Genomic DNA, 13322 nt, shown 5'->3' on the forward strand with positions numbered 1-13322 from the left:
CCTGGGGTCCCGGCGCCTTGCGTCGGGGGCTATGGCGGCGCCGTGGTGCCCCGCCGGGCGGCGTCCACCAGGGCGCGGATCAGGCGCTGCTGGGGGCGGTTGAAGATCAGCCACTCGGGGTGCCACTGCACGCCGATCAGGAAGTCGTGCTCGCGGGACTCGATGCCCTGCACCAGGCCGTCGCGATCCCGGGCGACGATCTCGATGCCCTTGCCCGTCTTCTGCACGGCCTGGTGGTGCAGGCTGTTGATGCGACACCAGGTGACCTCGAGGATCCGGTAGAGCTGGCTGTCGGCGACGATGTCCACGGTCTTGCGCGGCAGCACGGTGCGGCGGCGCTTGAGCCCCTCGTGGGTGGTGTAGATGTCCGGATCCAGGGTGCCGCCCAGGTAGACGTTGATCAGCTGGGCGCCCCGGCAGATCCCCAGCACCGGCTTGCCCAGCGGGATGAAGCACTCCAGCAGCTCCAGCTCCAGCTCGTCGCGCTGGGGATCCACGCGCACGTCCAGGCGCACCTCGTCATCGTAGAGGTGGGCCTGGATGTCGTCGCCGCCGCCGATGATCAGGCCATCCAGATGTTCGGGAAAGGGGCGCGAGGGCGACAGGCGCATCGGCCGGCCGCCATGGCGCCAGACGGCGAACCAGTCGAACCACCAGGCGATCCGGCTCTTGGTATCCGAGGTGGTAATGCCGATCAGCGGGCGCGTCTCCCGACTCATTGTCTGGACACCCAGCGGCGCAGGCGGATCAGCCACCGGCGGGGGGCCGACGGGCGGTGGCGGGCGAGGTACTGGGCGCCGCGCTCGGCCAGGGTCTCCGGGGTGCAGGCCAGTCGCTCGACCTCGAGCCAGCGGTTCCACTCCGTCACGGCCCCCCAGCCCGACTCGGAGAGCTGGGCATTGGGCAGGCGGTAGTGGAAGGTCGGTCGCGCCTTGACCAGGCGGTTGTGGAAGAGCTCGTGGGGAAAGTCCGGCCTCAGGTGGGCGAACAGGGGCAACATGTCCAGCTCCCGATTGCGGGTCGGGTTGTCCTCCAGGTAGTCGCCGATCAGCGTGTCGAGGTCCGGCGCATAGCCCGGATCCAGCACCTTGAGGGCGTAGGCCCGGGGGAAGGGGTTGGCGTGGGGCAGCACCTCCCGGGTGATGTCCACGTGGATCTGCTCGCGCAGCCAGGCGGCGTTGAGCAGGTAGGCGCGCAGGTAGGCCAGCAGGCTATCGACCTCGAGGCTCGGGGCCTCGGGGTTGAGGTGCAGGCCGAAGCCGTAGAGCAGGCTGGCCTCGGTCCCCTTGGCGCCGTGACGGCGCAGGGCCTCGAAGAGGGCGTCCAGGTCGTCCAGCTCGTCCCAGGGCACCGGGGGGCAGACGATCTCGGTGGGCACCAGGCCCGTGACCATGTCGCCGATCAGCTCGCGGGTGCGGGAGTGGAAGTCCCGGCGCATGCGCTCCCACTCGCTGTCCACGGCCTCCTCGGCATCCACCATGTCCTGGTCGGGATGGGCGTACTGGGTGTCCAGCTCGATGCCGAAGTCGCCCCAGCGAGTCCCGGTGACCTTGAGGCGGTGGGGGCTCAGGACCTTCACCTCGCCGCCGAACAGCTCCTGCACCAGCTCGGCCGTCCGCTGCGGCGGCAGGCCGGCGAACTCGATCTCGACCCCGACCCGACGCGTCTCGCCGTCGGCGTTGCGGGGTTCGGGTGGCGGTTGCGGCGTCATGTCGGCATCCTGTAGAGCATGGTGACGGCAGCCTAACATACTGCCTCGAGAATCACGGACGCGGCCCGCACCGTGTCGACAAGGGAGAGGGAACATTGCCTGTAGCGAACCGGACGTTCGTTGTCTTTCGCCGCCTGCTGGTCTGGCTGCTGCTGTCGGTGCTGCTGCTCCCGGCGGTCTCGTCGGCCCAGACCCTGCCGCTCTCCGGCCTGGCCCCCGGCGGCGAGAAGACGGCGACCCATGATCCCCAGGCCTTCCAGGCCTCCCTGGACGAGGTGATCGCCACCCTGGAGAACACCGACCAGCGCCAGGCGCTGATCGAGAGCCTGCGCCAGATCCAGCAGGCCAACGGTCCGGCCGCCGAGGAGGCCGGCCTGACCCGGCCCCAGGGGCTGCTCGGCGCCCTGGCGGAGACCATCACCCAGCTCGGCGAGCAGGCCGATTCCGGCCAATCGCCGGTGGATGAGTGGCGCCGCCAGCTGCGGCAGGGCTGGACCGACCTGGTCGACCTGGTGGTGCAGACCGGCAACGCCGAGCTGCTGCGCTTCGTCATCGAGTTCGCCGTGCTGCTGGCGATCTGGGCTGGCCTGCTGGTGATCCTGATCGCCCTGGGCCGACAGCTGGCCAAGCGCCGGGGCTGGCCCCTGGACCTGCCCCGCGAGCCCCGCGGCGGCCTGCTGGTGGTCCACTTCCTGCGCCGGATGCTGCCCTGGGCCCTGGCCTTCCTGATGGTGCTGGGCATCGCCCAGCTGGTGCCGCCGAGCGCCGGCCGCACCGCCACCCTGGTGATCGCCTATGTGGCGCTGTGCGGGCGCACCCTCTCGGTGGTGGTGGAGACGGTGATCTCGGTGTTCACCAGCGGCCACCGCTTCACGGCCGTGCAGATCCTGCAGCACCAGAGCCTGCGCGCCCTGTTCATCATCGGGGCCCTGATCGCCCTGGGGGATGCCTTCAACTCCTCCAGGCTCTCCGGCATCATCGGCGCCGACCTGGCCGGCCTCATGTCGATCCTGTCCAACATGCTCGCGGCGATGATCAGCGGGCGTTTCATCATCCGCTTCAAGCGCCCCATCAAGCACCTGATCCGCAACCGGCCCTATGCCCTGCGCCGCGAGCGAGGCAGCGCCTCCGAGGTGGTCCGGCTGGTCGGCGGGCTGTGGCACGTGCCGGCCCTGCTGCTGGTGGGCGGCTCCCTGTTGGCGATCTTCGTCACCGTGGGCGACGTGGGCACCGCCCTGGCCCGCTCGATCATCTCGGCCTCGCTGCTGGTGCTGACCCTGGTCGTGACCGGACTGATCCGTCGCCACGGGCAGCGCCGCTCCCAGCAGCGCCGGGTGAGCGACTACCGCAAGCGCCTGGAGCGCTTCGGCTATGCCCTGTCCCACGTGCTCGCCTGGATCGCCTTCGCCGAGCTCTCCCTGCAGGTGTGGGGCGCCTCGCTGATCGGTATCGGCCAGCAGGGGGTGGCCAGCGTGCGCATCGGGCAGGCCCTTCTGGCCATCGGCTTCACCGTGCTGCTGGCCTGGCTGATCTGGATCTTCGCCGACACGGCCATCCAGCGCGCGCTGACCAGCCCGGCCCGCGCCCGGGGGCGTCGCGTCAACCTGGCCCGGGCCCAGACGATCACGCCGATGATCCGCAACATCATCTTCGCCACCATCGTGATCATCGCGTCCATCGTCGGCCTGGCCAACATCGGGGTGAACGTCACGCCGCTGCTGGCCGGTGCCGGGGTGATCGGCCTGGCCATCGGCTTCGGCGCCCAGACCCTGGTGCAGGACCTGATCACCGGCATCTTCATCCTCATCGAGGACTCGCTGGCGGTGGACGACTTCGTCACGATCAACGGCCACATGGGCACCGTCGAGGGGCTGACCCTGCGCACCGTGCGCCTGCGCGACCTGGACGGCATCGTGCACATCATCACCTTCAGCCGCATCGACTCCATCCACAACATGTCGCGCCAGTTCGGTATCGCCCTGATGCGGATCCGCATCCCCTTCGACATGAAGATCGACGACGCCACCACGCTGATCCAGGAGACCGCCCAGCAGCTGCGCCACGACCCGATGATGCGCCACCACATCTGGTCGCCGCTGGAGATGCAGGGCATCGACAGCTTCCAGGACGGCTGCGCCATCCTGCGGATGCGCTTCCGTACCGCGCCGGAGATGCAGTGGGACGTGGCGCGGGCCTTCAACCTGCTGCTCAAGCAGCGCATGGAGGCCCAGTCCGTCGACCTCGGCGTGCCGCGGCTCAGCGTCTTCATGGAGGGGCAGGGCGGCGGTCGCCTGGACGGCACCGGCGAGGGGGCCGAGGCCCGGGATGCCAGCGGTCGTCGACCCGGCGAGGCGGGGGTCGCCGACCCGGAGGGGGACACCAACGCCCGGGGCGCCGCCCCGGACCCCGGGTAATCGGGCGTGGCGACTCACCAGGTCACGGTCGAACGCCGGGACAGCCTGCACCTCAAGATTTCCCGGGTGCTGCGGGAGGAGAGCTCCCACCGGCTGGATGTCTACCTCTTCGTGCCAGCCGAGTTCGGCCTCAACGCCCATGTGCTGTCGGAGGAGGCGTTCTACCACCGCGCCATCCACGTCAAGCGCACCTACTACAGCGACCGCCACCGCCTGCCGCTGGTGATGAGCCGCCTGGCGGGCAAGCGGCTCGATGCCGACCAGTACCGCCTGGGGTTGAGCCTCTACGCCTACCAGTACGTGGTGGCCCTGGAGCGCTCCACCCAGGCGCTGCTCGAGCAGGCGCGGCTGGCGCGCAAGACAGAGAAGCGCGGCGACGACAGGGCCGAGACGCCGGAGGAGCCCCCCGGGGAGGGCCGGCCGGAGGACGAGAAGGCGCCGGCCGTCGGGCTGCGCGACCAGCTCGAGGAGACCATCGACCTCTCCCGCGGCATCCTGCGCCGGTTGCGCCGACAGGAGCCCAGCGACGAGGGCCTGCACCGCTACTACGCCAACATCGACAACTACCTCTCCTGGTTCACCGAGCAGCGGCTGCTGGAGCTGATCGCCCACCTGCCCCGGGGCAACGACTACCGGCAGATCCGCACGCGACTGCTGGGGATCTGCCGCGAGGAGGACGAGCATCGCCGGAGCCGGGAGTACAACTCCGAGCGGGTCACCCGGGATCCCACCCGGATGTCCAACAAGATGCGCCTGCTGCGCCGGCTGATCGAGCATCCGGTGACCCTCAAGCAGCGCACCCAGGAGCTCGGCGGCGGCGAGGAGAAGGCCGTCAAGGGCCTGGCCACGGCGGTGGTGATGGTCTTCGTCTCGCTGGGCCTGCTGGAGGCCCGGGCGGTGCTGGGGGACATCACCGCGCTCTTCGTGCTGAGCCTCGCGGTGCTCTATGCCCTGCGCGAGGTGTTCAAGGACGACCTGCGCATTACCCTGTGGCGCTGGCTGCGCCGGGGACGCCCCAAGTGGCGGCGCCAGTATCTGGACGCCCACAGCAATGCCGTGCTGGGGCGACAGCTGGAGTGGTTCGACTACCAGCGCTATTCCGGCCTCGACGAGCAGATCCGCCGGGTGCGCAAGCGGCACATGGCCCAGCGCGAGGAGGTGGTGTTGCACTACCGCTCGAGCTCGCGGATGTCGCCCACCCGCTTCCTCAGCGGCTACGACCGCACCCGCGAGACCCTGACCCTGGACCTGTCACCGCTGGCGCGATTGATGGACAAGGGCAGCCACCATGTCTATCGGCTCGAGGAGAAGGGGCAGGTAGTGCGCGAGCCGGTGGAGAAGCGCCACCTGATCAACCTGGTGATCCGCGAGGTGGAGGGCGACGGGACGCCGCTGCTGCAGCGCTGGAAGATCGTCATGAGCCGCTCGAAGATCGTCGACGTGGAGCTGGTGCACGAGGAGCCGCCCGACTGAGCCGGGCCTCGTGCCCGGCTCAGTCGAGGGGAGGTCGAGGGAAGAGCGCGTCAGCCCTTCAGGCCCGGGTTGTCGGGGCCAAGGTTCTCGGGAACAAGGCTCTAGGGACCAAGGTTCTCGGGGCTGAGGTTCTCGGGGCCGAAGGAGTCCGGCAGCAGCGCTTCCATGTCGTAGTCGCGCAGCAGCCGGCCGTGGGCATCGACCACCCGGATGCGCGTCTCGGGGGTGGCGAACTCGCGGATGCGCTGTCGGCAGTCGCCGCAGGGCGTGCAGAGGTGCTCGCCCGGACCGATCACGTAGACCTCGCGCAGTTCCCGCTCGCCGGCGCTGGTCATGGCGGCGATGGCCGAGGCCTCGGCGCAGAGCCCCTTGTAGTGGGCCACCTCGACGTTGGCCCCGCCGTAGCGTGTCCCGCTCTCGCTGACCACCATCGCCCCGACCGGGTGGTGCGAGTAGGGGGCATAGGCGTTGTCGCGCACCGCGATCAGGGCGGCCACGATGGCGGGGTCGAGGGGCGGCTGGTCGGGGCGGCTCATCGCTGGGCCTCCCGGCTCTCGTCATCGCGCAGCACGCTGTCCAGGGCGATCTCCATCATCTCGTCGAAGGTGCTCTGCCGCTCGTCGCTGGAGAGGGAATCCCCCTTGAGGATGTGGTCCGACACCGTGCAGATGGTGGCGGCCCGGGCGCCGAACTCCGCCGCCACGCCATACAGGCCTGCTGCCTCCATCTCCACGCCGACGATGCCATAGCGCTTGAGCAGCTCGGCCGTCTCGGGGCGCGGGTCGTAGAACAGGTCCGCCGAGAAGAGGTTGCCCACCTTCACCGGTACGCTCAGCGCCGCGGCGGCGTCCACCGCATGCCGGGTCAGGGCGAAGTCGGCGGTGGCGGCGAAGTCCATGCCGGCGAACCGCGTCCGGTTGACCCCGGAGTCGGTGCAGGCGCCCATGCCGATCACCACGTCGCGCACCGCCACGTCGTCACGCACCGCGCCGCAGGAGCCGACGCGGATCAGCCGCTCGACCCCGTAGTCGGTGATCAGCTCCTTGGCATAGATGGACGCCGACGGGATGCCCATGCCGTGGCCCATCACCGAGATCGGCCGGCCCTTGTAGCGGCCGGTGTAGCCGGACATGCTGCGCACCGTGTTCACCTGGCGGACCTCCTCGAGGAAGGTCTCGGCGATGTAGGTGGCGCGCAGCGGGTCGCCGGGCATTAGCACGGTATCGGCGAAGTCGCCGCGCTCGGCATTGATATGGGGGGTGGCCATCAGGACTCTCCTGTGTCGGCGGGGCGAAGGAAGCTGTCGCCATCGTCCATGGGGGGCAGGCCGAGGTGGGCCGCCAGGCTCTGGCCGATGTCGGCGAAGGTGGCGCGCGCGCCCAGCGAGCCGGCAGAAAGCCCGGCGCCGAGCGCCAGCACCGGGATGTGCTCGCGGGTGTGGTCGGTGCCCGGCCAGGTGGGGTCGCAGCCGTGGTCGGCGGTGAGGATCAGCAGGTCGTCGTCGCGCAGCCTTTCGAGCAGCTCGGGCAGGCGGGCGTCGAAGTGCTCCAGGGCGGCCGCGTAGCCCGGCACGTCGCGGCGATGGCCATGGACCATGTCGAAGTCGACGAAGTTGGTCATGATCAGGCGGCGATCGCCGGCATCCATCATGGCCGCCAGGGTGGCGTCCATCAGGGCGTCATGGCCGCTCGCCTTGACTGTGCGGGAGATCCCGCAGTGGGCATAGATGTCGGCGATCTTGCCGATGGCCACCACCGTGCCGCCGTCGTCATGCAGCTTCTGCAGCACCGTGGGGGCGGGCGGCTCGACGCTGTAGTCGCGGCGGTTGGCGGTGCGGGCGAAGGTGCTTGCGTCCTCGCCGGTGAACGGGCGCGCGATCACCCGCCCGATGTTGTAGGGCTCGAGCAGCCTTCTCGCGATCTCGCAGAGGCGGTAGAGGCGCTCCAGGCCGAAGGCCTCCTCGTGGGCGGCGATCTGGAACACCGAATCCGCCGAGGTGTAGACGATGGGCTTGCCGCTCTCGACATGCGTTTCGCCGAGCCGGGCGATGATCTCGGTGCCCGAGGCGTGGCAGTTGCCGATCACACCGGGCAGCCCGGCCTCCTGCATCAGGGCGTCGAGGAGTTCGTCGGGGAAGCTGTGTTCCCGGTCCGGGAAATAGCCCCAGTCGAAGCGCACCGGCACGCCGGCGATCTCCCAGTGGCCGGACGGGGTGTCCTTCCCGGAGGAGAGCTCCCGGGCATGGCCGTAGGCGCCGACCACCTCGGCCGGCACCTCGACGCCCTCGGCCCAGTGGCCTGTGCTCTCGTGGTGGGCATGGAAGAGCCCCAGCCGGGCGAGGTTCGGCAGCGAAAGCGGCCCCTGGCGACCCAGGCCCGTGTCGGGGCCCGGCGGCACATCGGCCTCCCCGCGGGCGCAGGCGGCGGCGATGTGGCCCAGGGTATCGGCGCCGGCATCGCCGAAGCGCTCGGCGTCCGGGGTCGCGCCGATGCCGAAGGAGTCGAGGACCAGCACGATGGCGCGGCTCATGGGACCTCCCGACGGATCACGTCGTGAATCAGTGTAGGGGATGCGGCGGGCGCGTCGCCCACCCGGATGGCCGCGCGCAGCCGGCGCTCGGCCCAGTCGGCGTCGCCCTCGCTCGCGGCATGCACGAGTGCCAGGGGACGGTCGCCGTCGACGGTCTCGTCCAGCGAGGCGATACGCGAGAGCCCGACGGCGGGATCGATGGCCGTGCCCGGGGAAGAGCGTCCCCCGCCGAGGGCCACCACGGCCAGGCCCAGCTCGCGCGTGTCCATGGCCTGCACGCGCCCGGGGCGTTCGGCATGGACGGCGCGGACGACCGGGGCCTCCGCCAGGTGGTCGGCGGGCCGCTCGAGCAGGTCGGTCGGGCCGCCCAGCCCCGCCACCATGCGGGCGAAGCGCTCGGCGGCCGCCCCCGAGGCCAGCGTCTCGTCGAGCCGGGCCAGGGCGGCCTCGCGCGACCCGGCCAGACGGCCGGCCATGAGCAGCTCGGCGGCCAGGCCCCGGGTCACCTCGAGCAGCCGACCGTGGCGCTTCTCGCCGGTCAGCAGGCGGATCGCCTCGTGCACCTCTAGGGCGTTTCCGGCGCAGGGGGCCAGGGGCTGGCTCATGTCGGTGACGAGTGCCGTGGTCGGGGTGCCGGCGCGGCTAGCCACCTCGGCAATGACGGTGGCGAGCTCCCGGGAGGCCTCCTCGGTGGGCATGAAGGCCCCGCTGCCGGTCTTGACGTCCATCACCAGGGCGTCGAGACCGCAGGCGAGCTTCTTGCCGAGGATCGAGCTGACGATCAGCGGCAGCGACTCCACCGTGGCGGTGACGTCGCGCACCGCATAGAGGCGACGGTCGGCCGGGGCGAGGTCGGCGGTCTGGCCGATGATCGCCACGCCGACCTCGCGGACCAGGCGGCGGAAGGTGGCGGTATCGGGGGTCACCGAGTAGCCGGGGATCGCCTCCAGCTTGTCCAGGGTGCCGCCGGTGTGGCCGAGGCCCCGCCCGGAGACCATCGGCACATGGCCGCCGCAGGCGGCGATCCACGGGCCGAGCACCAGCGAGACGAGGTCGCCGACGCCGCCGGTGGAGTGCTTGTCGAGCACCGGCCCCGGGAGGTCGAGACCGGACCAGTCGAGCACCTCGCCGGAATCGCGGATGGCCTCGGTCAGCGCCACGGTCTCGTCGGCGTCCATGCCCTTGAGGAACACGGCCATGGCGAGCGCCCCCACCTGGGCATCGGACAGGCTGCCGTCAGCGATGCCGGCGACCAGCTCGCCGATCGCCTCGCGGCCGAGCGCCTGGCCGTCGCGCTTCGCCCGGATCAGCTCCTGGGGGAGGGCGGCGGCACGCATCAGTAGCCTCCGGCCTTGCCGGCGGCGCGGGTATCGACCTCCAGGGTCTGGAGCAGGTTGTCGAGCAGCCCCGAAGCGCCGAAGCGGAAGTGGTCCGGGGTGATCCAGGCCACGCCCATCAGGCGCTCGGCGAGCTGCAGGTAGGCCAGGGCGTCCTCGACGGTGCGCACGCCGCCGGCCGCCTTGAAGCCCGCGTCCCGGCCGCTGTCGCGGATCGCGATCAGCAGGATCTCGGCGGCTTCCAGGGTGGCGTTGACCGCCACCTTGCCGGTGGAGGTCTTGAGGAAGTCGGCGCCGCCCTCCAGGGCCAGCTCGCTGGCCCGGCGGATCAGGGCCGGGTCCTTCAGCTCGCCGGTCTCCAGGATGACCTTGAGAACGGCGTCCCCGGCGGCCTGCTTGCAGGCGGCGACCAGCTCGCGACCGGTCTCCTCGTCGCCGGCCATCAGGGCACGCCAGGGGAAGACCACGTCCACCTCGTCGGCGCCCGCGGCCGCGGCGCTGCGGGTCGCCCGGGCGGCGGCCATGACGTCGTCGCCGCCCTGGGGAAAGTTGGTGACCGTGGCCACCTTGACGATGCCCTCGAGGCCGTGGGCCTTCAGGGCGCGTCGCGCGGTGACGACGAAGTCCGGGTAGACGCAGACGGCCGCCGGGGTGCCGGCGGGGGTCTTCGCCCGCTGGCAGAGGGCCTCGATGGTGGCGTCGGTGTCGTCGTCGTTGAGGCTGGTGAGGTCCATCAGCGCCAGGGCCTGGCGTGCGGCCTGTTGCAGTTCGGTCATGGGGTGAACTCCGGTGAAAGCGTGTGGCGAGGCGGCCGACCTCCCGCCGGGCGGGAGGTCGGCGTCGGTGTCATGACGAGGCCAGGGCCAGGAAGAAGCCGGCGAGGGAGGCCGACATCAGGTTCGAGAGGGTGCCGGCCAGTACGGCCTTGAGGCCGAAGCGGGCGATCTCGTGGCGGCGGCTGGGCGCGATGCTGCCCAGGCCCCCGAGCAGGATGGCGATGGAGGAGAGGTTGGCGAAACCGCACAGGGCGAAGGAGAGGACCGCCATGGTGTGCGGCGTCATCATCTGGCCGGTGGCGGCCACCACCTGCTCGCCATCGAGGTAGGGCGCCAGGTTGATGTAGGCGACGAACTCGTTGACCACCAGCTTCTGGCCGATGAAGGAGCCGGCGAGGGTCGCCTCCTCCCAGGGCACGCCGAGCAGGAAGGCCAGCGGCGAGAAGAGCCAGCCGAGGATCATTTCCAGGCTCAGCGACTCCATGCCGATCCAGCCGCCGATGCCGCCGAGCATGCCGTTGATCAGGGCGATCAGGCCGATGAAGGCGAGCAGCATGGCGCCCACGTTGGCGGCGAGCTTGAGGCCCGCAGTGGCGCCGGCCGCGGCGGCATCCAGCACGTTGCTCGGGTGGTCCTCCTCCTCGTCGAGGCGTTCCTCTGCCTCCGCGACGCTGTCCTCGGGCTCCCGGGTCTCGGGCATGATCAGCTTGGCGAACAGCAGCCCGCCGGGCGCCGCCATGAAGGAGGCCGCCACCAGGTATTCCATGGGTATGCCCAGCGCGGCATAGCCGGCCAGTACGGAGCCCGCCACCGAGGCCAGGCCGCCGCACATCACCGCGAAGAGCTGCGACGGGGTCATACGGGCGATGAAGGGCCTCACCACCAGTGGCGCTTCGGTCTGGCCGACGAAGATGTTGGCGGTGGCGGAGAGCGACTCGGTGCGCGAGGTACCCAGCGCCTTCTGCAGGGCGCCGCCGAGCAGGCGGATCACCCACTGCATGATGCCCAGGTAGTAGAGCACGGCGATCAGCGACGAGAAGAAGATGATCACCGGCAGCACCTTGATGGCGAATACGAAGCCGACGGCCTCCGCGTCGGCCAGGCCGCCGAACAGGAAGTCGATGCCGTCGTTGGCGTAGAGGACCACCTGGCTGACGCCGTCGGAGATGGTCTGCAGCACCGCTTGGCCGACGGGCACGTAGAGCACGAAGGCGCCGATGCCGGCCTGGATGGCGAAGGCACCCAGCACGGTGCGAAGGCGGATCGCGCGGCGGTCATAGGAGAACAGGAGGGCAATGGCGATCAGCGTCACCATGCCGACCAGGCTCATGAAGAGGGTCATGGGGCACCTATCTGACGGGGCGGCCTGGAGGGGCAGGCATCCGGGTGAGTGTGGGGCGTTGGTGTGAAGTGAAAACTATCACATTCAGTGTTATTTTTTTAACATCTTTCGGTCACGCGATTTCAGGAGCACGGCAGGAGATGAACGAACGCAGCGCCCGGCGCCTGGCCCGGCTGAGTGATGTCCTGTCTCGCGGCGGGAGCCTGCGCCTGCATGATGCCGCGGAGCTGTGCGGCGTCTCGGAGATGACCATCCGCCGCGACCTGGCCGGCGCCGAGAGCGGGCTGCAGCTGATGGGGGGCCACCTGGTGCGCGGCGACGACCCCCGCTATGCGCCGGTCTACGATCTGGCCGCCCAGCAGGACCGCCATGCCGAGGCCAAGCGCCGGCTCTGCGAGGTGGCGGCCGGCCACATCGAGCCCGGCGACACCCTGTTCATCGACTGTGGCACGACCCTCATGCCTCTCGCCGTCGGGCTCCCCCGTCACCAGTCCCTCACCGTGGTGACCTATGCCCTCAACGTGGCCGATGCGGTGAGCGCCATCCCCGGGGTGCGCCTGATCCTGCTGGGCGGGCTCTACCACGGCTCGTCGCGCTCCTTCTCGGACGAGGAGGTGGGCGTGGCCGTCCGGCGCCTCGGCATCAACAAGGCCTTCCTGTCCGCCGCGGGCGTGGACCAACGCCACGGCCTGACCTGCTTCCACTTCCACGAGGTGGCGCCCAAGCAGGCGGCCATCGCCACCGCGGCCCGGCGCCTGCTGGTGGTGGACGCGAGCAAGCTGGGGGTCATCCGCCCGGTACGCTTCGCCGGGATCGAGGAGGTCGACGAGATCATCACCGACGGGGAAGGCGTGCCCGACAGGCCTCGTGCGGGCCATGGGCGTCCGGCGTGAGGAGGCGCTGAAACCTGTCCGATATCAAGGCAGGTCGCGGAAAGGGTTGCTAACTTGAAAGTCGTGAGACAGCGAACAACGACTGCCTAATCCTCTGGAGAGTACATCCCATGCAAGCCGCCGATGTCATGACCCCCAACGTGATCACCGTCACCCCCGACAGCGAAGTGAGCGAGATCGCCAGCCTGTTGCTGGAGCATGGCATCAGCGCCGTCCCGGTGGTGGATTCCGACGGCCATGTCCTCGGCATCGTCAGCGAGGGAGACCTGATGGCCCGGGTCGAGCCGGATGACGAGTCCGACCAGCGCGAGTCCTGGTGGCTGAAGCTCTTCAGCGGCGGCGACGCCGTGGACTACGTGAAGACCCACGGACGCAAGGCCGGCCAGATCATGACGGCCAATCCCCTCACCGTCGGCGAGGAGGAGCCCCTGCACAGCATCGCCTCGCTGCTCGAGAAGCGCCGCATCAAGCGGGTGCCGGTGGTGCGCGACGGCAAGTTGGTGGGTATCGTCAGCCGTTCCAACCTGCTGCGCGGCTTCTCGGTAGGCCGCCAGCCGGCCGGCGGAGAGGACGATCGGGCGATCCGCGATGCCATCATCAAGGAGGTGGACAAGAACACCGGGGTGCTGGTCGACCGCCTCAACGTCATCGTGGCCGACGGCAAGGTGCAGCTGTGGGGCCTGGTGGAAAGCAAGGAGCAGCGCTGGGCCGTTCAGGTCGCCGCCGAGAACATCGAGGGCGTCAAGGAGATCGAGAACAACCTGGGCTTCGTGCCCCGGGGCATGGGCAGCTTCTGAACCCCTCGGTCGCGGCGAGCGCGATACCAACGACAGCGGGGCGGCCATTC

The 13322-nt window shown here is 70.1% G+C and carries 12 protein-coding genes; 4 read left to right on the top strand and 8 right to left on the bottom strand.

The features are described from left to right. Positions 1-29 precede the first annotated feature (29 nt). Complete coding sequence (locus BOX17_RS12145; protein ID WP_071944904.1) at positions 30-719, bottom strand: gamma-glutamyl-gamma-aminobutyrate hydrolase family protein; 690 nt, start codon at positions 717-719, stop codon at positions 30-32. Next, positions 716-1711, bottom strand: coding sequence for an amidoligase family protein (locus BOX17_RS12150; RefSeq protein WP_071944906.1), 996 nt, complete (start codon positions 1709-1711; stop codon positions 716-718). Before BOX17_RS12150 ends, BOX17_RS12145 begins: the two co-directional genes overlap by 4 nt. A gap of 95 nt (positions 1712-1806) precedes the next feature. On the opposite strand from BOX17_RS12150, the gene BOX17_RS12155 reads away from it, so the two are divergent. Together BOX17_RS12155 and BOX17_RS12160 are read left to right on the top strand one after the other, a co-directional pair. Then, a complete protein-coding gene (locus BOX17_RS12155) occupies positions 1807-4125 on the top strand; it encodes a mechanosensitive ion channel family protein (RefSeq protein WP_071944908.1) in 2319 nt (772 codons plus the stop codon). 6 nt (positions 4126-4131) lie between these two features. Then, positions 4132-5598, top strand: coding sequence for a hypothetical protein (locus tag BOX17_RS12160; RefSeq protein ID WP_071944910.1), 1467 nt, complete (start codon positions 4132-4134; stop codon positions 5596-5598). A 101-nt stretch (positions 5599-5699) separates the two neighbouring features. Here the strand turns inward: BOX17_RS12160 and cdd are convergent, their stop codons facing one another. The 6 genes from cdd to BOX17_RS12190 form a co-directional block, all read right to left on the bottom strand. Next, positions 5700-6134: a cytidine deaminase gene (cdd, locus tag BOX17_RS12165; RefSeq protein ID WP_071944912.1), complete on the bottom strand. Its 435-nt coding sequence runs from the start codon at positions 6132-6134 to the stop codon at positions 5700-5702. Next, positions 6131-6865 (bottom strand): purine-nucleoside phosphorylase, encoded by a 735-nt coding sequence (deoD, locus tag BOX17_RS12170; RefSeq protein WP_071944914.1) that lies wholly within the window; start codon positions 6863-6865, stop codon positions 6131-6133. Before deoD ends, cdd begins: the two co-directional genes overlap by 4 nt. After that, positions 6865-8127, bottom strand: a complete 1263-nt coding sequence (locus BOX17_RS12175; protein WP_071944916.1) for a phosphopentomutase — start codon at positions 8125-8127, stop codon at positions 6865-6867. Before BOX17_RS12175 ends, deoD begins: the two co-directional genes overlap by 1 nt. Next, positions 8124-9464, bottom strand: a complete 1341-nt coding sequence (gene deoA, locus BOX17_RS12180) for a thymidine phosphorylase (RefSeq protein ID WP_071944918.1) — start codon at positions 9462-9464, stop codon at positions 8124-8126. Before deoA ends, BOX17_RS12175 begins: the two co-directional genes overlap by 4 nt. Further along, a complete protein-coding gene (gene deoC, locus BOX17_RS12185) occupies positions 9464-10240 on the bottom strand; it encodes a deoxyribose-phosphate aldolase (protein WP_071944920.1) in 777 nt (258 codons plus the stop codon). The genes deoA and deoC overlap by 1 nt, the downstream gene beginning before the upstream one ends. A 70-nt stretch (positions 10241-10310) precedes the next feature. Next, positions 10311-11582: a NupC/NupG family nucleoside CNT transporter gene (locus BOX17_RS12190; protein ID WP_071944922.1), complete on the bottom strand. Its 1272-nt coding sequence runs from the start codon at positions 11580-11582 to the stop codon at positions 10311-10313. Positions 11583-11722: 140 nt separating this feature from the next. On the opposite strand from BOX17_RS12190, the gene BOX17_RS12195 reads away from it, so the two are divergent. Both BOX17_RS12195 and BOX17_RS12200 read left to right on the top strand, forming a co-directional pair. Continuing rightward, on the top strand, positions 11723-12475 hold the full coding sequence (locus tag BOX17_RS12195; protein ID WP_071944924.1) for a DeoR/GlpR family DNA-binding transcription regulator: 753 nt from the start codon (positions 11723-11725) through the stop codon (positions 12473-12475). A gap of 110 nt (positions 12476-12585) precedes the next feature. Then, positions 12586-13272, top strand: a complete 687-nt coding sequence (locus tag BOX17_RS12200; protein ID WP_071944926.1) for a CBS domain-containing protein — start codon at positions 12586-12588, stop codon at positions 13270-13272. Positions 13273-13322: the final 50 nt, after the last annotated feature.

It is taken from the genome of Halomonas aestuarii (assembly GCF_001886615.1).
GTDB lineage: Bacteria > Pseudomonadota > Gammaproteobacteria > Pseudomonadales > Halomonadaceae > Halomonas > Halomonas aestuarii.